Source organism: Xylanibacter oryzae DSM 17970 (assembly GCF_000585355.1).
GTDB lineage: Bacteria > Bacteroidota > Bacteroidia > Bacteroidales > Bacteroidaceae > Prevotella > Prevotella oryzae.
Genome location: NZ_KK073873.1, coordinates 1,552,598 through 1,577,092 on the forward strand (window position 1 = coordinate 1,552,598; position 24,495 = coordinate 1,577,092).

Consider the following 24,495-nt stretch of genomic DNA (forward strand, 5'->3'; position numbering starts at 1 on the left):
TTATTATTTTATCTGTCAATATCCGGAATAACATAGTCAAGTGTTGCACCTACAGATATCAAGTCGGCGATTTTCTCACCACGCAAGATTTCATCCATTGCAGACACTAAAGATAAGCCCATAGGACGGAATTTCAGACGATATGGCTTTTTATCACCACGGCTATCCAAATATACGCCAATTTCGCCACGACTACCTTCACAACTGGTATACCATTGTCCTTCAGGAACCTTAATAATTGGCTTCTGCTTGATATAGAAGTCACCTTCTGGAATGTTATCAATAAGTTGTTCTAGTATATGAACGCTCTGTTTCATCTCGTCCATACGAACCTTATATCTATCGAAACAATCACCATTGTTATAAGTTATTTCGTTCCAGTCTATCTTATCGTACATGGCGTAAGAATGATTTTTACGAACATCATTATGCCATCCAGAAGCACGGCCTGTACCACCTGTACAACCATAAGATATAGCATCTTCAAGAGATAATTTACCTACACCTACAAAACGATTATTTGTTATGACATTACCTGTAAAGATGTCATCAAATTCTTTGAATTTAGGCTTGATATAATTACAGAGTTTCTTTACATTACTTACAAAATTAGGATCGATATCTTCTTGACATCCACCTATTCTATAATAATTTTGTATCAGTCGTCCTCCTGTAGTCTCTTCCATAACATTAAGCACTTCTTCTCGGTCACGCATACCATATATAAAAGCGGTAAGAGCACCTAAGTCCTGTGCGCAACAGCTGTAGAACAGAAGATGAGAGTCAAGACGCTGCAACTCATCCATTATTGTGCGAATGTATTTAATACGGTCTGATAATTCAACGCCCATTGCTTCTTCAACTACTGAAACCAAAGCATGACGGTTCATCATAGCGCTCAAATAATCAAGACGATCTGTAAGGGCAAGTGTCTGAGGGTAAGTGTAATCCTCACACATTTTTTCAACACCTCTATGTATATATCCACAATGTGGATATATCTTACGAACTGTCTCACCATCAAGTACTGTCTGTAAACGAAGGACTCCGTGTGTAGCTGGATGCTGAGGACCGATGTTTATAACATAATCATCATCCCCAAATAATTTATGTTGAGTAGCGACCAACTTACCATTTTCGTCAAGGCTCCATTCATTAGTATAATCTGGTTCAGGATCAGACTCTAGAGTATATTTATTATTCTCCGGACTCATATCATAATCCTTACGAAGTGGATAACCTTCAAAATCACTTCTTAGATATAGGCGACGCATATCTGGATGTCCGAGGAACTTAATTCCAAGAAAATCATACACTTCTCTTTCTAGAAAGTCTGCACTTTTCCAAATTTTAGATATTGAAGGAATATAAGCACTGTCACGGTCTCCACCGGCAATAGTCTTAACACTTATACGCTCATGACTATTTGTATTCTCTAAGATATAGATACATCCAAGTCCTTCTTCTCCAAAATCTTCACCTACTATAGTTATAAGGAAGTCGAAATGCTTTTCGCTCTTAAGTTTTGCCATCTCTGAGGCAAAATTCTTTAATTCGAATACTTTATTTTCAAGTTTCATAGCTTCCTTACTTATTTATATTATTTTTAAGATCTTCATCTGTAACGATGATTGGCTTCTTCTCTTTATGGTTTGCCCCACCAAAGAACTTTTCGACCTTAACTTTACGCTGCAATTGCATCATACCATAAAGGATAGCTTCTGGACGTGGAGGACAGCCTGGAATGTAAACATCTACAGGAACAAACTCATTAATGCCGCGCACTACGTGGTAACTTGATTTGAAAGGACCACCTGAAATAGCACATCCACCCACTGCAATTACATACTTTGGCTCAGCCATTTCGTCATAAAGACGTTTCATAACAGGCGCCATTTTATTGGTTATAGTTCCTGCACACATTATCAAATCGGCTTGGCGTGGAGAATTACGTGTAACCTCAAAGCCAAAGCGTGCGAAATCATAACGGGCACAACCAACAGCCATGAACTCAATACCACAGCAACTTGTTGCAAAGGTAAGAGACCAAAGAGAATTGGAACGCCCCCAGTTAATCATCTGATCTAACGAGCCAGTAATGACATTAACGCCACCTTCATGCAACTCTTGAGCTATTTTTTCAAGAGAATCATTATCCTTAAACTCTGCGTAAGGAATACTTTTGATTTTAGGTTTTCTTACTTCCATTCCAAAGCTCCTTTCCGCCAAGCATAAGCTAGGCCAAATACCAATACCAACAAGAAGAACCCAATGCTAACTAAAGCCATAGGTCCAAAGTCCTTAACTACTACTGCCCATGGATAGAGGAAAACAGTTTCCACATCGAACATGAGAAAGAGGATTGCAAAGAGGTAGTAACCTATATGAACAGGTAACCAAGAAGAACCGCGTGTAGGGATACCACACTCAAACGGTTCGCCTTTCACCTTGTTATAAGAGCGCGGACCGATAAGCTTAGCTATAACATAAGCCGCCACTACCAGAAAAATTGCCGTTATCAAAACGGTGATTAACAAAATGAAATAATCCATATATGTATTATAATATATTATATTGTTTCGCTTTAGCGGCTGCAAAGGTAGTAAATTTATCGCAAAGAATAAAAGGATATTTATATTTTATTTTGGCATTTATGCATTTTATTTTTATAACTAAGTAAAAAGTTTCCGATTTATTAGTTTTTAACCAATAAAAATATCAATGATGAAACTTTACAAGCCCTTTCATTGGACTTTTTTCAATTACTCCAATTGTATATTCTTCTTCTTTTGCAGCCTCTGCTAATTCTTTACTATAATAGAAGGCAACACTACCTATTGCGCCAACCTTAAGATCTCTACGGTTATACTGAGAAAGGTTATATTTAAAAAATGATCTAAAATTATCCACAACTAATTGATGTAGAGTCTCATTGCCAAGATGTCTACGAATGAAAAGTGATGTTGATGCCAAGAATCTATTTGCTAACGGCTGCCGATAGACCCTATCAATGACATCTGTCAAAGTCAACTTATTCTCATCCAAGTATTCATCTCTGATTTGTGAGGATAATTTACCTTTAAATATGGCATTTATAAACAATTTTCCTAGTACTGCACCGCTACCCTCATCGCCCAATATATATCCTAAAGGAGATGTATTCATTTTAACGTTTTGCCCATCATAAAGACACGAATTAGATCCAGTACCAAAAATACAAGCTATACCATATTGGTTTCCACATACAGCCCTTGCAGCTGCCAGGAGATCTCCATTAGTCTCAATATCGGAATGAGGGAATATCTCGGACATAAGTTTCTGCATTTCAGGTATCATTTCAGCTCTGCATCCTGAACCATAAAAACAAACTTGTTCTATGTCTGTATCGCCAAGTTTAGGTAACAATTCATCATTTAATATACCTCGTATTGTATCACAATCCTGATGAAAAGGGTTTATACCTTGAGTTGCAGTTTCTATTACTATATTACCGTCGTCTTCAAGACACCAGTCCGTCTTCGTAGATCCACTGTCTGCTATCAATATCATATATTTATATTTTAGTAATGCAAAGTTAAAACTTTCAGTTGAATAAATTCATTTAATTTAATAAAAACGTTTATTTTTGCAATTAAAAATAAGCATTTATTATTTGTAATCAGGAAAAAAGAGTAACTTTGCAAAAGAAATTGAATGTCTCTATAAAAATGATGAGCAAAGAGATCACATCAAAAGATATAAAATTGATGCCTGCTGAATGGGAAAAACAATCAGCTATTATGCTTACGTGGCCTCATAAAAATACTGATTGGCTCCCGATATTGGATAGGATAACAGAAACATATACAGAACTTGTAAGCAAAATAATCACAGAAGAAAAAATTATTATTGTAGCCCCTGACACCAATATAGTAAAACGAATTATATCGTCAAGGATACATAATGCAGACCAAAGCAAAATTTTTTATTTTGAATGTCCAACTAATGATACATGGGCACGTGATCAGGCCTTTATAACACTCAGAGACAATGAAAAAACGTATTATCTCGATTTTAAATTTAATGGTTGGGGAGAAAAATTTGCTTCTGATAAAGATAATAATATAAACAAACAGCTATTCGCGACAGGTATATTAAAAGGAGAATATATCAATCATCTTGACTTTGTATTGGAAGGTGGTTCTATTGAAAGTGACGGAAAAGGAACTGTTTTTACTACTACGAATTGCCTAATGTCCCCACATCGTAACCAACCTCTGTCAAAGAATGAAATAGAGAACAAGCTAAAATTATATCTCAAAGCAAAACGTATTGTTTGGATAAATCATGGTAATCTAATAGGTGATGACACCGATGGACATATTGACACTCTAGTAAGGATAGCCCCTAATGACTCTATATTGTATGTAAGTTGTAGTGATAAAGAGGATTCTCAGTACTACGAGCTAAAAGCTATGGAAGAAGAACTAACTAATTTACGAACCATTGAAGGACATCCATATCGTTTGCTTCCTCTTGAAGCACCTTCACCTATATATTATGAAGGAGAAAGACTACCTGCTACATATGCAAATTATTTAATAATCAATGGAGCTGTAATTGTGCCTACATATGGGCAGGATGATAAAGACCGCAAGGCATTAGAAACTATTGCCTCGGCATTCCCTGATAGAATAATAAAAGGTATAGATTCAAATAATATAATAATACAGCATGGATCAATTCATTGCTGTACTATGCAACTATATTAATATAATAAAGGAGAAAAGTATATGAAGGGAATAAAGATAGGTTTGATACAACAACATAACAATGCTGATAAAGCAGACAATATAAGTCGCCTGACTAAAAGCATTGTAGACCTTGCACACAAAGGAGCACAACTAATCGTTATGCAAGAATTACATAATTCTTTATATTTCTGCCAGACAGAGAATGTTGACTGTTTTGAACTTGCAGAAAATATTCCAGGCCCATCTACGGAACTCTTTGGAAAAATAGCAAAAGAAAATAATGTAGTAATAGTTACGTCACTATTCGAAAAGCGAGCAGCCGGATTATATCATAATACCGCAGTAGTTATAGAAAAAGATGGTTCTATAGCAGGTAAATATCGAAAGATGCACATACCTGACGACCCAGCATATTACGAAAAATTCTATTTTACGCCAGGTGATTTAGGATTTCATCCTATACAAACATCTGTAGGATGTCTAGGTGTACTGGTCTGTTGGGATCAATGGTATCCTGAAGCCGCTCGACTAATGGCTCTTCAAGGAGCTGAGATTTTAATTTATCCAACCGCCATCGGATTTGAAAGCAGTGACACTTCTGAAGAAAAACAACGTCAACGTAATGCATGGCAAACAGTACAACGTGGTCATGCTATATCAAACGGATTACCTGTAGTAGCCGTTAACCGGGTTGGATACGAACCAGATCCATCTGAAATTACTGGTGGCATCCAGTTTTGGGGCACATCCTTTGTTGTCGGCCCACAGGGAGAAATCCTAATACAAGCGTCAGAAACTAAAGAAGAACTCCTAACCATTGATATAGACCTTTCACATAGCGAAAACGTTAGAAGATGGTGGCCTTTCTTAAGAGATAGGCGTATAGATCAATATGGCGATATAACTAAGAGGTATATTGAGTAAGATAAACAGCAAACTTAGATAGATATTTATAACCAACCAATATAAAAGATTCAGATTATGTCAACAAACTTAAGATTTCAGGTGGTGGAAGAAGCTTTCAAGAAAAAAGCCATTGAGGTTAATGTACCCAACGAACGACCATCAGAGTATTTCGGCAAGTATGTCTTCAATCGTGAGAAGATGTATAAATACCTGCCGGTAGATGTTTACGCCAAACTAGTTGACGTTATTGATAACGGTGCTCGCCTTGACCGTAGCATTGCAGATGCAGTGGCAGCAGGTATGAAAAAATGGGCTATGGAGAATGGTGTAACGCACTATACTCACTGGTTCCAGCCTCTCACAGAGGGTACTGCAGAAAAACATGATGCTTTTGTTGAGCACGATGGTAAAGGAGGTATGGTAGAAAAATTCTCTGGCAAACTGCTTGTTCAGCAAGAACCGGATGCTAGTTCATTCCCTAACGGTGGAATCCGCAACACCTTCGAGGCTCGTGGATATTCTGCGTGGGACCCTACATCACCCGTATTCATTATGGATGACACATTATGTATACCTACTATTTTTATTTCCTATACAGGTGAAGCCCTTGACTATAAAGCACCCCTATTGCGTGCCCTACGTGCGATAGACGCTGCAGCGACAGACGTTTGTCACCTATTTTATCCTGAAGTAAAAAAAGTTCAAACAAACCTTGGCTGGGAACAAGAATACTTTCTAGTAGACGAAAGTCTATACAGTGCACGCCCGGATCTCGTTCTTACAGGTCGTACGCTTATGGGGCACGAATCTGCAAAGAATCAACAGATGGACGATCACTATTTTGGTACTATTCCAGATAGAGTCCAAGCATTTATGAAAGATCTTGAGATACAAGCTCTAGAGCTTGCGATACCTTGCAAAACACGTCATAATGAAGTAGCTCCAAACCAATTTGAACTTGCTCCTATTTACGAAGAATGCAATCTTGCTGTAGACCATAATATGCTATTGATGTCTCTAATGAAAAAAATAGCTCGTAAACATGGATTCAGAGTATTACTACATGAAAAGCCATTCGATGGTGTAAATGGTTCAGGAAAACATAATAACTGGAGTTTATCTGCTGATAACGGTAAATTGCTACATTCTCCAGGTAAAACGCCTGAAGAGAATTTACGATTTGTTACATTCATTGTAGAGACACTTATGGGAGTTTATAAACATAATGGACTACTAAAAGCATCTATCATGAGTGCGACTAATGCACATCGTCTAGGGGCAAACGAAGCACCTCCTGCTATAATATCATCATTTCTTGGTAAACAGTTGACAGATGTATTAAACCACATTGAGAAATCAGATAAAGATGAGTTGTTCAATCTGAAAGGCAAACAAGGTATGGAACTGGATCTGCCACAGATACCGCAGCTAATTATTGATAATACAGACCGTAACCGCACATCCCCATTTGCTTTTACCGGAAACCGTTTTGAATTCCGTGCAATTGGTAGTGAGGCAAATTGTGCATCAGCAATGATTGCGCTAAATACAGCCGTTGCCGAGTCTCTCAATGACTTCAAAAAACGTGTAGATACACTAATTCTTAGAGGCGAACCAAAGATTAGCGCAATTATAGATGTACTCCGAGATGACATTAAGACATGTAAGCCAATACGTTTTGACGGAAACGGCTATTCTGAAGAATGGGTTAAAGAAGCGAAGAAACGAGGACTTGACACTGAAAGAAGTTGCCCTGTAATCTTTGAACGCTACCTAGATGCAGAAAGCATAAAGATGTTTGAGGACATGAATGTAATGAACAAGAAAGAACTTGAAGCACGCAACGAGGTAAAATGGGAGACTTATGTCAAGACTGTACAGATAGAAGCCAGAGTAATGGGAGATTTATCCATGAACCATATAATACCTGTAGCAACACACTATCAAAGTCAGTTAGCTAAGAACGTAGCTTGCCTGAGAAATATATTCGATGCAGATAAAGCAAAACGATTATCTGCACGTAACATGAATATTATTGAGGAGATTGCTGAGCGCGCCGAAAAGATAGAGAAATTTGTTGAAGAATTGGTAAATGCCCGAAAGGTTGCCAACAAAATAGATGATATACACAACAGAGCTATTGCATATCATGATAATGTAGAGCCTAAAATGGAGCTTATACGCCATGAAATTGACTGTCTGGAAATGATAGTAGAAGATGAATTATGGACTCTGCCTAAGTATCGTGAACTTCTGTTTATAAGATAATATGACATAATTCATAGTTCTAAATAAGGTGAGACTTTCAATAAAGTCTCACCTTATTTTTTATAATTCATAAATGCAAATATTTTACTAACTTATAATCTTGAAAGTAACTGATTACATATATCTAAATTGTTATAGACTTAAGTTCAAATACTCTTGAAGCTATAGCATAGGCGGCCTCATCACAGCAACGAGAGAAACTAGGCCAATCATTGAAATCAATAAAACAATAAGATCCATCTGATCTTACTATACAATCTCCACCATATATATCAATATCAACCATGTCTGCCAAACGTTCGGCATCACTCTGCATAGAAGATATATCAAAATCATAATACATAGCAGCATCGTTCAACCTCTCATCTCCAAACTTTGACTGTCCATCATCGGTAGGATAAAAATATCTAAAGAAATCAACACCTCTAACTCCATAGAATTTTACGAGGTCACCTTTCACATTAGCACTAACCACAACACTTGATATACCACGCTTATGCATTACCTCTATGGCATTAGCCTTTTCTTTTTCATCTTTTGCATAAACGACATCATCTTTAGATTGGGCTGCAGCATCACCACGTTTTACCCAATATCCATATTTACTTATCGCCCTTGGAACAGGTATTCCGCCCTGTTTCATAGTACTATCCAAAAGAGAACGTGCACATTTTTCAACTCCATAAGCGCTATTTATTACAATAGCTCCATTATCTTCATGAGATTTAAGTAGTGCCACGGTTTCAGGCAAACGTCCCATTGACAAATAGATATCAGCATGGTTATCAACCTTTAATGCTGTCTCATTTATGGTACGTACAGCGTATCCTTTCTCCGCAAGGAGTTTAACTACACTTCCGAGAATTGCAGCATCTTTTTCAACAGAATTTGGAGAGAACCGTTCAGCCCTTCCTATTGCTAATATTTTTTTCATTTTTTCTGCAAGAATGTTTCAGCCTTGAGTATATCGTCGGCATGGTCTATATCCATTATCTTATCCATAGGATAAGCCTTTAGTCTAATATTATCAACAATCAGTCCACGCTGAAAGTTGCGCATACGGCTTTCACCCCTATTGATACATTTTTTTAATGTCTCAATAGCTTTTGGTATTAGTCCGTATATTCCTCCTGAGATATATTTGCAATCATGGCTTTCATCAAAGAATCCTGTAACATTAAGATCTCCATCTGTACCGACATACAAGGGTTTTTCATCATCTATATAATCTGTTACGCCCATTAGCCCATCAGCAATATTTTCATTGACTAATTGTCTGAATGTTTTTATATATTCGGAAAACGTTTGTTCATTAAATATAGTATCTACAGTAGTTAAGCAGAATGGTCCATCGCAAATATAAGGACTTATCTCATAGAAGCTATGCATAGAACTAGGTGTACTCTTAACTACAAACCTAAGTGGAACAGGTGTTCCATTAAGCCCATTTTTTTGCAGATTTATAAGATGCCTACTTACCATGGTCGTTATATCATTGCAAATAACGACTATTTCTGTAGCATCATTCTGCATAAAGATCCGTATTAGTCTATCAATAAGCTTTTCACCTGCCACCTGTACTAGAGGTTTCGGCATTTTAACACCTTCGGCTGTGAGTCTTGACCCCTCACCAGCAGCTATTATTGCGAACTTCATTATTTTATATTGTGTATAATTTTGTGCAAAAATAATCATAATTGCCGAAATAATGAAATTTCAGAAGACTTAAATTCATTAATATAAAAAGACAAAAGCATTTTAGACAAAACAAAAGATGTTATATAATAATTATTAGGAATAGAATTCTGCACATAAAATAAAAACTATATATATAGTTTTTGGTATTATAAAACAATTTATTTGTGACACTAACAATTAAAAATAGTTCTAAACAATATTTTTATCTATCTAATAAATAAGATTATCAAGCACAATTCAGATATGTAAGATAACGCTATATACGCATTTGCGTACTATTAGCCATTATTTTGGTCTAAAATACGGTCAAAAAAGGCACCATATAATATACATATTATTGGAAGCTCATTTATATGTGAATAATTATTGGCAAAAAGAACAAAAACAATTCCCATAAATACATTTCAACAATTATATTAATTGCAGAAAATCATCCAGAATCGATTATATACTACAAAAAATCGACCTCTATATTTTTATTAGGAATTTCTCCCTTGCGACTTCTCGCCTTTTTACGATATTCTTTTGGTGATATACCTACATACTGTTTAAAGTATTTGCCAAAAAATGACTGAGTTGGAAATGACAATCTAGCAGCAATCTCCTTTACACTGACATTAGTATATTCAAGCATCTGTTCAGCATCCATTATTACACGATTTATAATCCATTTAAGAGCTGTGACTCCTGACTTGGCTTTTATTATCTCTGAAAAATAACTATACGAGAGACATTGTTCTGATGCATAAAAAGCGACATTTCTCTCTTTACGATAATGCATGTCAAGTGAAACTATAAAACGTTGCATTACCTCATCATTCCTATCAGGAGCCTTAATATCTAAAGGTTGATTGATAAGATATATATTTATTATTTCATAAAATAATGTTCGCATCTGAGACTTAATAAGTTCTGTAAAAACGATAATTCTACTAGTATCAATAGCAGAGCTTGCTTCTTGCTTTATGCGTGCTTCTATAGAAAGCATTGTAGACAAAATATATTCATACTGTTCATCGCTAAAAGTAATTAGAGGATTATCTCTTATATACATCTGATTTTTAACATCCACCATATTATATAATATAGACATTATATAATCAATTCTAGGTTTAATAACAATTCCTTCAAAATCTTCACTTATATTCTGTATCTGTACTAATCCTGAAGGAGAATACAAGAAAACATCCTTCTTTTTCAAATCATATTGACCTAATCCCGTTTTAATTTTTATATATCCGGATGTACATAACACAATGCCTACCATATCTGTTACGGTTAACAAATTACCTGATTTAATGAACTGAGGCAAATCATCAGGTAAATGATGATATTCAAATGGCAACTGTAAACTGTTCTGTTTATTACTTTCTAATATCATAATTTATATTTTTAAGACCTTATTACGGCGCAAATATAGTAAATTATTAAAATATTTATCAAATTTTTCATACGTTTTTATATCATATTTTGCAAATAGGACATTTTATGGTTATAATCAACCTTGCCAATAGTAACTATTAGCATTAATTTTGCAGCGGTTATTTAGAACAATATTTTATAAACGATGAATACAAACAAATTAATTATGTTCCTATTAGGTGCAACTCTAATTTCAAGTTGCTCACCAGGAAAAAAGAATGAGACGGCAGATCCTATTGGCGTCAAGGTTATGACAGTAAACAGTTCTGCAGATGCAGCCAACAAAAGTTATGTTGGTACAGTAGAAGAGTCATATGGTTCACAACTGAGTTTTTCTACAATGGGCACAGTTGCTCAAGTATTCACAGATGAAGGTAAAGCAGTACAAAAAGGACAAATACTTGCTGTGCTGGACAAGTCTACACTAATGAATACTTACGACATTGCCCAGTCTACAATGAAACAAGCAAAAGATGCATACAAACGTCTTAATACTTTATATAAAAAAGGTAGTCTACCTGAGATAAAATTAATAGAGGTTCAAACACAATTGGCACAAGCAGAGGCTGCTGAACGTATTGCATTAAAAAATTTACATGACTGCGTACTTAGAGCTCCATTCAGTGGATATATATCTAAGCGTACTGTAGATATCGGAAATAATGTTATGCCAGGAGTTGCTTGTTTCAATTTAGTCAAAATTGATAATGTCAAAATTAAAGTATCTGTTCCTGAAAAAGAAATATCAGGTGTTAGAATTGGACAATCTGTAAGATTCTCTGTAGGAGCTTTAGACAATAGAAGCTTTATTGGGATTGTGAAAGAGAAAGGTGTACAAGCTAACCCTCTAAGTCATACATACGATATTAAACTTGAACTTTCGAACAGAGATCATTCATTGCTACCTGGTATGGTTTGTAGTGTAATGATGAGTAGAAAATCAGGTGAGAAGGCAATAATAATACCTCAAGAAAATGTACTGATAGACGGTGAAGGCTCTTATGTATGGATAGTTGAAGGTAACACGACTCATAGACGCAGTGTTATTACAGGAGGGGTAACTGATGCCGGAACAATAATAATATCTGGTCTAACAAACGGAGAACAGATTGTAATAGCAGGACAAAATAAGGTGAGCGAAGGCTCTAAAGTTAAAAATGACTGATAATGAAAAAGAATAAATTGGATATTGTAGAAGCTGTGATGCACTATCGTAGCATCATGCTTCTAATATTGGGAGCATGTATTGTATTCGGTGTATACTCGCTTATTAACATGCCTAAAAATGAGTTTCCTACTTTCACTATCCGCCAAGGAGTTGTTGTAGGTGTATACCCTGGAGCTACGTCTGCAGATGTTGAATCCCAATTAACAAAGCCTCTAGAAAAATTTTTATGGGGATTCAAAGAGATAAAAAAATCTAAAACATACTCGCAAACAAAAGATGGAATATGCTATGTATTTGTTGAACTGAATGATAATATTAAAGATAAAGATGAATTCTGGAGCAAGTTCAAGCATCGTTTACAACAATTCAAAACAGAATTACCTCCAGGAGTTATGGCTCTTATAGCCAATGATGACTTTGGGGATACATCTGCTATGCTTATTACATTGGAAAGCAAGAATAAGACATATCACGAACTGCACAATTATATGACAGACTTACAAGATAGTCTGAGAGTCTTACCTTCAATAGCGAACCTACGTGTTTACGGAGAGCAACAGGAACAAATCGGCGTATATATAGACCGAGACAGACTATCTACATATGGTATTAACGCTGCTACCATAATGGCTAATATGCAGGCACAAGGTATGACAATAATTAGCGGTAACGTTGATGACAAAAAAACAGTACGCCCTATACATATAAGATCAAATATGAGCACAGAAAATGAAGTTGCTCAGCAAATAGTATATTCTGATCCAAATGGTAATGTTGTCCGTTTACGAGATATAGCGACAATCAAGCGAGAATACCCTGAGTCTGACTCATACATAAAAAATAACGGAACAAAGTGTATTGTGTTGTCTCTAGAAATGAATGAAGGTAATAATATCGTACACTTCGGAGATCAAGTCAAAAGCATTATAAAGAACTTTAAGCATTCGTTACCTTCAGACGTCTCAATATATCCAATTACAGACCAGAGCACATTAGTGAACCATTCCATATTAGAATTCCTGCAAGAATTATTTATATCCATTTGTTCGGTTATATTTGTAATTATGCTACTATTACCTATTCGTGTTGCAAGTGTAGCTGCCGCCACAATACCTATGGCAATACTTATGGCTCTAGGAGTATTTATGGCCGGAGGTATAGAACTTAACACTGTAACACTGGCAGCTCTTATAGTAACATTAGGAATGATTGTTGATAATAGTATAGTTATCATTGACTGTTATATAGAGAAAATTGATAGCGGAATGAGCAGATGGCACGCTGCGTCATTATCTGCGAAAGAATTTTTCTCATCAATATTTAGTGCCACTCTTGCTATATCAATTACATTCTTCCCATTGTTATTAACAATGAGAGGGCAAATGCTTGATTTCGTAAAATGGTTCCCTATCGCAGTATCTATAATACTTGGAGCTTCATTGCTTGTTGCTGTATTTGTTGTTCCTTGGATGCAATATACTTTCATAAAAAAGGGATTGAAGAAAGATGATAGCAAAAAGAAAAAGCATAAAACATTTTTGGATATAATGCAACACTACTATGACATTCTAATAGCTGCTTGTTTCCGTCATCCTTTTATAACACTTGGAATTGGAGCTATATCTGTAGTAATAGGAGCATCATTGTTTTCAAAACTGCCATCAAAGCTAATGCCTAGAGCAGAGCGTAACCAGTTTGCAGTAGAAATGTACCTTCCTTCTGGTACCGCAATAGAACATACCGCTGCAATTGCTGATAGCTTGAGCCACATGATGAAAAAAGATCCACGAGTACTAAATATAACTACATTCTATGGTAATGGATCTCCACGTTTCCAAATGAGTTATGCCCCACAATTAGGTGGAACAAACTTTGCCCAATTCATAGTAAATACAGAAAATGATAAAGCGACAGAGGCATTACTAGATAAATTTACTCCATTATACTCTAATTATTTTGCTAATGCACAAGTACGTTTCAAACAACTTGACTATTCAGACGCAAAAGCCCCTATAGAAATAAGATTTAGCAGTAGTAACTATGAACAGATACACAAAGTTGTAGATGAAGCAATGAAAGTAATGCGCAAAGATACAGATCTTGTACTTGTGCGTAGCAATTTTGAAGGAACTACAAGTGGAATTAACGTTGTCATGAACAGTGATGAAGCAAACAGACTTGGAATAAACAAATCATTGCTTGCAATGAATCTCGCAACACGATTCGGCGATGGCATACCTATGACTACCGTTTGGGAAGGTGATTATCCCGTAAAAGTAATGTTGAAAGATAACAATACAGGGAAACAAACTGTTGATGATCTTAATAACGCAACAGTTTCAGGATTAATACCGACCCCCAATATTCATCTTAGACAAATAGCCGATGTTAAGCCAGACTGGCGTGAAAGCATGATTGTACGTCGCAATGGAGTACGAACGATATCCGTTTTTGCTGATTTACGTAGAGGAGTAAACACAAATAGGGCAACAGATAAAACTATTGCCAATCTTAAAACGATACATATGCCTACAAGCGTTAGCATGAAAGTAGGAGGACAACGTGAAAGCGATGATGAGAATGGCCCACAAATATATGGAGGACTTAGCATATCTATTATAATAATTTTTGTTATTTTACTATTTCATTTCCGGGATATAAGACTTTCTTTATTGATTATGGCATCGCTAACATTTTCTCTATTAGGAGCTGCGCTTGGTATTTTGATAATGAACCAAAATACAAGTATGACTGGTATACTTGGAATGATATCACTAATGGGTATAATAGTGAGGAATGGTATTATTATGATTGACTATGCTGAAGAGCTCCGTATAAAAGATCATCTCAGTGCTAAACATGCTGCTATAAATGCAGCTAAACGAAGAATGCGACCTATATTCTTGACAAGTGCAGCTGCTTCAATGGGTGTTATTCCAATGGTTATACAAAACTCACCAATGTGGGGACCAATGGGAGTTGTTGTATGCTTCGGTACAATTGTCGCGATGTTCTTCATAATAACAATGATTCCTGTAGGATATTGGATTGTTTTCAGAATAGAAGATCACAAACGACATCTTAAGAATGAAAAAGAGCGTGCTAAACTGTTGGCAGCAGAAGACTAAATATATGAAATTATTAAGATAAATACTAATTATGAAAAGAATTTCAATAATATTATTATATATTGGCATAGTTCTGCCGATGTTTTCTCAAAAAATATATACTTTAAAAGAGTGTAGAGAATTGGCAGTAAAGAACAATATTAAAATGAGGGATGCACAAATGAGTATAGAACAAGCTCATGAAACTGAAAAGAATGCATTTTCAAAATACTTTCCGAATGTTTCTGCAGGGGCTGTCTATTTTCATTCGAATGACTATCTAATGAAAAAAGACGTAAGTCTTTCTGCAGAGGATAAACAGGGACTTAGTTCAATTATATCGCAGATGGGGTTAAACCCGTCTGCCCTGGCTTCTCTACCATCATCATATTCTTTTGATATGCTCAAGTCAGGAGCAGCAGCTCAAATTGTAGCTATGGAACCTATTTATGCTGGAGGCCAAATAACAGCAGGAAACAAGCTGGCTAAGTTGCAAACTCTCGTTAAAAAACTTCAGATGCGGCAGTCTAAAGATGAGATTGTATCGTCTACAGAGACTTATTATAACCAACTAATAACTCTTTTTGAGAAAATGAAGACAATCGAGGCAGCTGACAATCAATTAAAAAGAATACATCAAGATGCTGAAAATTCTTACAAGGGAGGTTTATCCACAAAAAAAGATATGTTAACTGTAGAAATAAAGCAAAATGAATTAATTGCAAATAGGCTAAAGGTTGAAAATGGAATTAAACTATGTAAAATGGTATTGGCACAGTATATTGGTATGAACGGTATTGATATAATGGTTGATACAACAATTACTGAAGATATTCCAGAACCATCATCATATCTTGTAGATCATACATCAGCTATAAACAACAAAGTTGAAGCTCAACTACTTGATAAGGATGTTGAAGCTAATGTACTACAAACAAAAATGAAAAAAGGAGCCTTATTACCAACTGTTTCTATTGGAGCTGTTGGTGTATATGCAGACTTAGTTGGTAATGGACAAGCAAATGTAATCGGTATGGCTACTGTAAGTATCCCAATAAGTGAATGGTGGAGTAGCAACCATACAGTAAAACATCAAAAAATTGCAGAACAAATTTCACGTATGGATAGAGAAGATAATCGCCAACTATTAATAATACAAATGCAAAGTGCATACAACGATCTTGATAATGCATACAAACAGATACAAATAGCAAAAAAAAGTATAGAACAATCAACAGAAAACCTTAGACTTAATGAAGATTATTATAAAGCAGGCACAGGCACAATGAGTGATCTGCTAGACGCTCAAACAAGCAATCAACAATCACAAGACAAATATACCGAAGCAGTTTGCCAATATCTTAATAGCAGAACTGCATACATGATTGCAACAGGAAGAGAAGTCTTTTAATTTATCTCCACAATACTTTATAAAAAAGGCCGGACTCTCATCACGAGATTCCGACCTTTAATATTTAATTACTTGCTAAGACTTCCATTTAGAAATTGTAGAAAATACCAAACTGAATGTTATTCCCATCTAAATTAAGTCCCCAAACATTTGTATCAGCTGCTTTTATATTGTCCTTATAATCAATTTCTTTATAACCTAAGAAACCAACATGAGCAACGAAACTCAATTTTCTCGTTAAATTAACAATTATACCTGGCTTAACACCAATAGAATATACATCTGCTGTACCATTAACATGCCCATATGAAATAGCTCCATCTAAAAAAGCATTAATCAATTTACTATGGAAAAATGTATATCTCGCATATGGAGCAATCTCAAAAGTATGTATATTATTAGTATAAAAGTCTGTTGTAGAACCTTTTGTCCATCCAAATTCAGCACCAACTGCCCAATCATTATTAATATTATAACCAATTTCAGGCAATAACGAATACTGTGTTTCTGCGTCTGCACCATCAGATTTAACTCTTGAAATACCAACATTACCACCTACATACACTTGTGCGCTAGCACTGACAGCAATAGCAATAACGACCAAAGTCATAAAAAACTTTTTCATTTCTTTTCTTTTTAATTAGTTGATTATTTATCCTAAATTATAATCCATAAAATATGAATTTGCAGACAAAGGTATAAATCTTTTCTGTTTTTACAAATATTTCATTGCTTTTTTTATTTTTTCACAAAATATGCGTTAAATATTTGGCTATTTAAGCCAATTTATTTACCTTTGCTATATGAAACCTATTTTTATTGCAGGTCCGTGTGTTATAGAATCGGAAGTACTGCTAAGCACTGTCGCTGAGGAATTAGTTAAGATTAATAAAGAGTTGGATATAGATATAATATTCAAAGCTTCATTTGATAAGGCTAATCGTACATCAATAAGTTCTTTCAGAGGTCCTGGTATAGATCGCGGCCTGGAAATGCTAAGTGACATTAAGGAAAAATACGGTCTACGTATTCTTACCGATATTCATGAAAGTTGGCAAGCGGAACAAGTTGGCCAAGTAGCAGATGTGCTACAGATTCCAGCTTTTCTTTGCAGACAGACAGACCTGCTAATAGCCGCATCTAGAACAGGTAAAGTTGTTAATATTAAGAAAGCACAATTTTTATCTGGTCAGGATATGAAATACCCTGTAGAAAAGGCTAAAGAAGCTGGAGCAAAAGAAGTCTGGCTTACTGAACGCGGCAATATATACGGTTATAACAATCTAGTTGTTGACTTTAGGAATATTCCTGATATGAAAGAAATTGTACCGAATGTAATTATGGACTGTACTCATAGCGTACAGAGACCTGGAGCCGGAGACGGGAAAACATCTGGTGACAGAAAATTTGTTCCATATATGGCTATGGCAGCTAAAGCTTTTGGGGCAACAGGATATTTCTTTGAAATACATCCAAATCCAGACGAAGCATTAAGTGACGGCCCAAACATGCTTCCACTATATGAAATAGGGAAACTGATAAAGAGACTGATATGATAAATGATAAAATATCCGTAAGAGAATACGGAATACAATGTATAAAAGACGAGGCAAAGGCTCTATTAGACCTTATACCCCAAATGGATAACAACTTTGATGATGCAGTGAACATGATGTTTAAATGTCATGGTAAAGTTATTGTAACTGGCGTAGGAAAGAGTGGTCATATAGGAGCAAAGATAGCTGCAACATTATCTAGTACTGGTACCCCATCATTTTTCATAAATCCACTAGATGTTTACCATGGGGACTTAGGAGTTATGACCCCTGATGATGTTGTTCTAGCTATAAGCAACTCTGGTCAGACAGACGAATTACTTAGATTTCTGCCAATGGTATTACATATGAACGTTCCTATAATTGGAATGAGCGGAAATCCAAAATCACTATTGGCAAAATACTCTAATGTCCATCTCAATGTATGTGTAGAAAAAGAGGCCTGCCCACTTAATTTAGCTCCAACAAGTAGTACAACAGCAGCGCTTGCTATGGGGGATGCCCTAGCTGTTGCATTAATGGAGGTAAGAAATTTTAAGCCAAGAGATTTTGCCCAATTCCATCCAGGAGGCGAGCTAGGAAAAAGGTTACTTACAACAGCTTTAGATGTAATGAGAACCGACGACTTGCCTATAATGCCGCCTGATATGAAACTTGGTGAAGCTATTATATTAGTAAGTAAAGGCAAACTTGGACTTGGTATAGCTATTACAGAAGACTGTGTCGTGGGTCTTATAACAGATGGTGATATAAGGCGTGCTATGGAAAACAACCAGAAAGCTTTTTTTGACCGTACTGTTGAAGATATTATGACAAAAAATCCCAAAACTGTAATGCAAGATATCAAAATATCCGAAATTCAAAATATAATGAACAAATATAAGATACACTCTGTGCTAGTTGTTGATAGTAAAAATCACCTACTTGGAGTGGTTGACCACTACAGTTGCATGATCTAAAAAGCTTTATATATTCTATAAGCATGAAGAGATTAAAAACCATATTAATGCTAACTCTGATACTGTTATCACTATCAGCAGGTTCTATGTATCTTTTCAAAACTTTAGATACCTCTAAAGGACTTACTTGCAGTCAAGTTAACTGTATAATGAAAGATTCAAGGGGATATATGTGGTTTGGCACTCCTGCAGGACTATATAGATATGATGGCTACACATTCAAAAATTTTCAGAGTGACCCGCAAAATGGATCATCACTACCAGACAGTTATATAAAAAGCATTCAAGAAGGTATGGATGGTGACCTATGGATAGAGACGTCTTCAGGCTATTGCATTTATCATCCTCAAACAGAATCTTTCGAAAGAGACATAAAGTCTACATTCTCTAATATGGGAATTAATACTTCACCTTCACTTATATTCATTGACAGCCATAAAAATTTATGGGCTTATACCCCAAACCATGGAGTAGACTGCTTCAATATGCAACAACAATTATTGTATAATTTCGGTTATACAAACACTTCCACAGGAATTCCTCAAGGTAACATTGTATCTATGGGCGAATCAACAGAAGGTACAATACTAGCATATGATGATGGGAGAATTGTATGCTGTGATGTTATGCACCAACAGCATACCGCATGGGCTAATCAAGCACTTGCAGACCTTAAAATTAAATCTAATGATGGGATAAGAGTATTTGCTGACTCAAATGATAATATATGGTTATATGGACCAGGAACTTTGCTTAAATATAATAAATCTACGGCAAAGTGGGACATGTCAATAGGAACGAAACTAGGTTTTAAAGGTACAGGTACAGACAGGGCTGTAAACGGAATGGACGAAGACAAGAATGGCAACATATGGATTGCCACCGATGTTAACGGACTACTCAAAATGAATGTATTGACTAATAAAGTCGAAGCAGTAAAACCAGAAAACTTGGATGGCACGATCAACAATATAGAAGGCATTGTTAAGACACAAAGCGTGTATGTTGATGACACTAATCTTATCTGGGTTGGTACTCAAAAATATGGTGTAGCTTATTGGGGCAAAAATATATATAAATTTATGGGGAAGGCTATAGGTGATGTTTCAGCTATTTGCGAAGAACCTAATGGTAAAATACTGTATGGTACAGAAGATGAAGGGCTAATTGGATATAATGGTGCTATAGCGAGTAAAAAAATTACTGCATTAGCATATACAAAGGATGGTAGTTTATGGATAGGTTCTATGCAGAATGGACTTACAAGAATTAAAAATGGAACGACCAATTTTTATTCAGCAGTAAATGACAGTTCAAAGACCGTAATTGATGATCATATTAATGCACTAACGACAGACCGCAACGGAAATCTTTGGATTGCGACATCAGGTGGACTACAAGTATTTAATCCTAATATGAACACATTTTCCACATACACAAAAGAAAATGGAAAAATGATGTCTAATAATATTACATCATTGTATTATACGAAAAACAACAGACTTCTTATTGGTACTTCTGACGGACTAATAATAATGAAACTTTCTAATAATGAGATGACTTATTATACAGGAAACAGTACAAACATAAAGACCTTTACAAACAATTACATAACCAATGTTTATCAAGATAGCCGTGGTCTGATATGGATAGGTACAAGAGAGGGACTAAATATCTTTAATGAAGAAACAGACAGTTTGAAATATATAACTGAAAATAATGGATTATGCAACAATTCTATCTGTGGAATAACCGAAGACAATAATAACAATATTTGGGTCACAACAAGTAATGGGGCAAGCCGTGTTGTCGTTGAAAGAAACAATGAAGACAATTCTTTCAACTATGGATTATATAATTATGATATTTCAGATGGTCTCCAAAGCAATGAATTCAATAAAGGAGCATTATTTACGAGAAAAGACGGGCAAGTAATTTTTGGAGGAATCTACGGAATAAATTGGGTAATGCCAGGAAGTGATATTGGCAAGAACAGCCTACCAAGCGTTATGTTAACGCAACTATTTATTGGCGATAATGAAATAGAAACGAGCAATGAGTATCAAGGAAGAATACCACTGCCTCAAGCTCTTAATGAAAGTAATAAAATAACATTAAGAAACAACGAGAACACATTCACCATAAAATTTGCAGCTGGGAATTATAATCAAAGCGAACGTTTACAGTTCGTATATTGGATGGAGGGACTAGACAACCAATGGCACAATGGTGATGCACTTAAGCACGGAGTAACATTTAATGATTTAGGCAGCGGATCATATACATTACATGTCAAAGCCATAAGCGCTAATGGAAGTATAAGCAATCATGAAAGGACTTTAAAGATAGTTATAGAGCACCCCTGGTGGATGTCTTGGTGGATGTTTTTATGCTACACAATAATAGGTTTTATCATTTTCTTTATTTGGAAGATAGGATTTAAGAAGTTCAGCGATATGTGGTTAAGAAAAAAAGCCATTTTACATGAGTTAATGCTGCAACGAGATGAAATCAAAGAGACTAGCGATGAATTAAGACAACCGATGGCTAGAATGACTTCTATTATTGGTAATTTGGCAGAGAGAGAAAGTTCTATCGAAGGGAGGGAACAACTTAATGCTTTGCATTCTCAGATATTACAAGTGATAACTAGAATATCAGAAATGCAAATTTTATTAGAATCACCAAAAAAGAAAGCAAAGAATAGAGCTTTTGATAAGTTAGAAATGGATAAAAACGGACAAGTAACATTGCCATCTGAAACTCAAGACGAGCTAACATATGAAATTAAGCCCCAAAAGAAAGAGTTACCGACGATGCGTTTTTTAGTAATAATGATTGACGACAATGAAGAATTTCTACGATTTTCATCAGCTAGGTTAAGTGATTTTTATACATTTCAAACCTATAGTAATATTGAAACGGCAGCATCTGATTTGGATGATTTAAAAGCTGATCTAGTTATTTGTAAACAGGACATGCAAGAGATGACTGGTAGTGAGTTATGCAACAAAATAAAAATGAGTTCAAAAACACAAAGTACGAAATTTATACTTATGACAGATACCATACTTACTCCTGCAGATATAAAGAAAAAGAACATCACGCTATCTGCTGATGATTATATAGCGAAACCATTCAATATACAAGAAGCAATGATTATATTCAACCGATTATTAGGTATCGGAGATATTAATTTGAATAATCTTATTGAAAATGACAGTATATGTGGAGATGACAAATTTTTAGAGTGGCAGAATAATAGTATGACTAGAGCCTCAATAAAGTATGAAAATACTGATAATAATTTGGAAGATAAAAATCATAGCTCAAAAAAGGATCTATCGTTAACAAACAATGATATAGCTAAGGTATATGATAAAGATCAACATGGCAAAGAAAGAATAATAAGGCGTAACAGTAGCGAAAAAGAAAGAAAACCAGAAAAATATTCGCCAAACATAGGTAAAAGGCTTTTTTCAAAAGAAAAGGATGATGACGATACCCATGAGAATTTGTACCAAGAAGCTATTCAAGTCGCTATAGAAAATAATATAGAAGCAGATTCATCAAATAATAATGAGGATTACAATATTACAAAAAATATAGATTCTAAGTTATACAAAAAGAATGACAATATTGAAAATGATTACTCTATGACTGATGCCACAGATATGCAACTTATCAGAAATATTGAGCAATATGTAATGCAAAATATGAGTCGCGGACAACTAAACTTGGAGGAAATGGCTGCATCAATGGGCATGGGAAGAGTTCCTTTTTTCCATAAAATAACGAATATAACTCATAAAACGCCTGCAGAACTTATCAGAATTTTGAGAATAAAACATGCATGTGAACTTTTGATACGAACAAATATCAACATGAATGAGATTGCACAGAATACAGGTTTTACAACAGCAGAAAACTTCATACATATCTTCAAAGAAAAATTCGGTATAACTCCATTAGAGTATAGGATAGGAAACCGGGAAAATAACAAATGAAATTTAGATTAATTTTTATTGTGCTGCTAGCTGCAGCCACAAATTCAATAGCGCAAACTAGCGATTCGCTTATAGTAAGTCAAATGAGACAGATTGGCGTAAATTTCACTAATGATAACAGTGTAACACTACTAACAACTGGGCATGAAAAATTTGATGATTTATTCCAAGCAATAAGGGATGCTAAAAGTTCAATTCATTTAGAATATTTTAATTTTCGCAATGACTCTATAGCAAATTGCCTTTTTAAATTACTAGCAGAAAAGCGTAAACAGGGCGTAGAAGTCAGAGCCTTATTTGATGGGTTCGGTAATGATTCTAATAATAAACCTTTACGTAGAAAACATCTACGTAAACTATGGGCAGAAGGCATTGAAATATATGAATTTGATCCAATTCGTTTCCCTTGGGTTAATCATGTTTGGGCAAGAGATCACCGCAAAATAGTTGTAATTGACGGGAAAATTGCATTTACGGGAGGGATGAATGTTGCAGATTACTACATCAAGGGTACTAAAGCTGTTGGAAAATGGAGAGATATGCACTGCCGTATAAATGGATCTGCAGTAAATGATCTACAAAAAATATTCCTCAGAATATGGAATAGAACTACAAAGCAAAATATTTCCGGGGCCAAATATTACAGGGGGTATACTGACGGAGGATACTTTACTCAACTAAAACCTGATACCAGTTGCACAGCAGGACATAAGATAGTAGGAATCATAAATAGAGAGCCTCATACGAGCAATAGTATAATAAGAAAATTCTATACAGATGCTATAAATGATGCAAAAGACAGCATAAAACTGATAAACCCCTACTTAACACTAAACAGGACTCTAAAAAAAGCATTACGCAATGCTGTAAAAAGAGGCGTAAAGGAAGAAATAATGGTATCTGCTCATAGCGATATTCCACTTACTCCTGACTGTGTATTCTATAATGTACACAAATTGATGGAACATGGAGTAAATATATGGATATACAAAGATGGATTCCATCACACAAAAGTTATCATGGTAGATGGCAAATTTTGTACTATTGGTAGTGCAAACTTGAATTCTCGCAGTCTCAATTTTGACTATGAAGAGAATGCCGTAATAGTAGATCCTTGTACTACTAAGGAACTTAGTGACATGTTTGATAAAGATAAAAAGGAAAGCTTCAAACTAACTAAAGATAGTTGGAATGAGTTCCGTACGCCATGGAACAAATTTGTGGGATGGTTTGCACATTTTCTAGCACCTGTATTATAAA

The 24,495-nt window shown here is 35.3% G+C and carries 18 protein-coding genes; 10 read left to right on the plus strand and 8 right to left on the minus strand.

The window, feature by feature from the left end; genetic code table 11:
* Positions 1–8: 8 nt before the first annotated feature.
* The 4 genes from XYLOR_RS06380 to XYLOR_RS06395 form a co-directional block, all read right to left on the minus strand.
* On the minus strand, positions 9–1,580 hold the full coding sequence (locus XYLOR_RS06380) for an NADH-quinone oxidoreductase subunit D (protein ID WP_036877882.1): 1,572 nt from the start codon (positions 1,578–1,580) through the stop codon (positions 9–11).
* A gap of 7 nt (positions 1,581–1,587) precedes the next feature.
* Positions 1,588–2,208, minus strand: a complete 621-nt coding sequence (locus XYLOR_RS06385) for an NADH-quinone oxidoreductase subunit B (RefSeq protein WP_036877884.1) — start codon at positions 2,206–2,208, stop codon at positions 1,588–1,590.
* The gene (locus XYLOR_RS06390) at positions 2,199–2,552 is read right to left on the minus strand and encodes an NADH-quinone oxidoreductase subunit A (RefSeq protein ID WP_036880825.1); all 354 of its coding nucleotides are present in this window, start codon (positions 2,550–2,552) and stop codon (positions 2,199–2,201) included. Before XYLOR_RS06390 ends, XYLOR_RS06385 begins: the two co-directional genes overlap by 10 nt.
* A gap of 166 nt (positions 2,553–2,718) precedes the next feature.
* Complete coding sequence (locus XYLOR_RS06395; protein WP_036877885.1) at positions 2,719–3,549, minus strand: ATPase; 831 nt, start codon at positions 3,547–3,549, stop codon at positions 2,719–2,721.
* Positions 3,550–3,707: 158 nt separating this feature from the next.
* Between XYLOR_RS06395 and XYLOR_RS06400 the strand changes: the two genes are divergently transcribed.
* The 3 genes from XYLOR_RS06400 to XYLOR_RS06410 are packed head-to-tail and all read left to right on the plus strand — an operon-like array spanning position 3,708 to position 7,907.
* Positions 3,708–4,751: an agmatine deiminase family protein gene (locus XYLOR_RS06400; protein ID WP_245601957.1), complete on the plus strand. Its 1,044-nt coding sequence runs from the start codon at positions 3,708–3,710 to the stop codon at positions 4,749–4,751.
* 21 nt (positions 4,752–4,772) lie between these two features.
* Complete coding sequence (locus XYLOR_RS06405; protein WP_036877887.1) at positions 4,773–5,657, plus strand: carbon-nitrogen hydrolase; 885 nt, start codon at positions 4,773–4,775, stop codon at positions 5,655–5,657.
* 57 nt (positions 5,658–5,714) lie between these two features.
* Positions 5,715–7,907: a glutamine synthetase III family protein gene (locus XYLOR_RS06410; protein ID WP_036877890.1), complete on the plus strand. Its 2,193-nt coding sequence runs from the start codon at positions 5,715–5,717 to the stop codon at positions 7,905–7,907.
* 124 nt (positions 7,908–8,031) lie between these two features.
* Here the strand turns inward: XYLOR_RS06410 and XYLOR_RS06415 are convergent, their stop codons facing one another.
* The 3 genes from XYLOR_RS06415 to XYLOR_RS06425 all read right to left on the minus strand — a co-directional run bounded on the left by XYLOR_RS06415 (position 8,032) and on the right by XYLOR_RS06425 (position 10,986).
* Positions 8,032–8,841, minus strand: a complete 810-nt coding sequence (locus XYLOR_RS06415; RefSeq protein WP_036877892.1) for a hypothetical protein — start codon at positions 8,839–8,841, stop codon at positions 8,032–8,034.
* Complete coding sequence (locus XYLOR_RS06420) at positions 8,838–9,563, minus strand: nucleotidyltransferase family protein (protein WP_036877895.1); 726 nt, start codon at positions 9,561–9,563, stop codon at positions 8,838–8,840. The genes XYLOR_RS06415 and XYLOR_RS06420 overlap by 4 nt, the downstream gene beginning before the upstream one ends.
* A gap of 493 nt (positions 9,564–10,056) precedes the next feature.
* Positions 10,057–10,986, minus strand: a complete 930-nt coding sequence (locus tag XYLOR_RS06425) for a helix-turn-helix domain-containing protein (protein ID WP_036877896.1) — start codon at positions 10,984–10,986, stop codon at positions 10,057–10,059.
* A gap of 186 nt (positions 10,987–11,172) precedes the next feature.
* Between XYLOR_RS06425 and XYLOR_RS06430 the strand changes: the two genes are divergently transcribed.
* Genes XYLOR_RS06430 through XYLOR_RS06440 form a run of 3 tightly spaced genes read left to right on the plus strand, consistent with a single transcriptional unit; the run spans position 11,173 to position 16,713 of the window.
* Entirely contained in the window at positions 11,173–12,192 is a 1,020-nt protein-coding gene (locus XYLOR_RS06430; RefSeq protein ID WP_036877899.1) for an efflux RND transporter periplasmic adaptor subunit, read from the plus strand.
* Positions 12,193–12,194: 2 nt separating this feature from the next.
* On the plus strand, positions 12,195–15,323 hold the full coding sequence (locus XYLOR_RS06435) for an efflux RND transporter permease subunit (RefSeq protein WP_036877902.1): 3,129 nt from the start codon (positions 12,195–12,197) through the stop codon (positions 15,321–15,323).
* A 31-nt stretch (positions 15,324–15,354) separates the two neighbouring features.
* Positions 15,355–16,713: a TolC family protein gene (locus tag XYLOR_RS06440; RefSeq protein WP_036877905.1), complete on the plus strand. Its 1,359-nt coding sequence runs from the start codon at positions 15,355–15,357 to the stop codon at positions 16,711–16,713.
* 88 nt (positions 16,714–16,801) lie between these two features.
* Here the strand turns inward: XYLOR_RS06440 and XYLOR_RS06445 are convergent, their stop codons facing one another.
* On the minus strand, positions 16,802–17,338 hold the full coding sequence (locus XYLOR_RS06445) for an outer membrane beta-barrel protein (protein ID WP_036877906.1): 537 nt from the start codon (positions 17,336–17,338) through the stop codon (positions 16,802–16,804).
* A 178-nt stretch (positions 17,339–17,516) separates the two neighbouring features.
* Here XYLOR_RS06445 and kdsA point away from each other — a divergent pair, with 178 nt between their 5' ends.
* From kdsA to XYLOR_RS06465, 4 genes are read left to right on the plus strand one after another with little or no spacing between them, the layout of a single operon-like run.
* Complete coding sequence (gene kdsA, locus XYLOR_RS06450) at positions 17,517–18,269, plus strand: 3-deoxy-8-phosphooctulonate synthase (protein WP_036877907.1); 753 nt, start codon at positions 17,517–17,519, stop codon at positions 18,267–18,269.
* Complete coding sequence (locus tag XYLOR_RS06455) at positions 18,266–19,228, plus strand: KpsF/GutQ family sugar-phosphate isomerase (RefSeq protein ID WP_036877909.1); 963 nt, start codon at positions 18,266–18,268, stop codon at positions 19,226–19,228. Before kdsA ends, XYLOR_RS06455 begins: the two co-directional genes overlap by 4 nt.
* Positions 19,229–19,251: 23 nt before the next feature.
* Complete coding sequence (locus XYLOR_RS06460; RefSeq protein WP_036877911.1) at positions 19,252–23,235, plus strand: two-component regulator propeller domain-containing protein; 3,984 nt, start codon at positions 19,252–19,254, stop codon at positions 23,233–23,235.
* On the plus strand, positions 23,232–24,494 hold the full coding sequence (locus XYLOR_RS06465) for a phospholipase D-like domain-containing protein (RefSeq protein WP_036877913.1): 1,263 nt from the start codon (positions 23,232–23,234) through the stop codon (positions 24,492–24,494). Before XYLOR_RS06460 ends, XYLOR_RS06465 begins: the two co-directional genes overlap by 4 nt.
* Position 24,495: the final 1 nt, after the last annotated feature.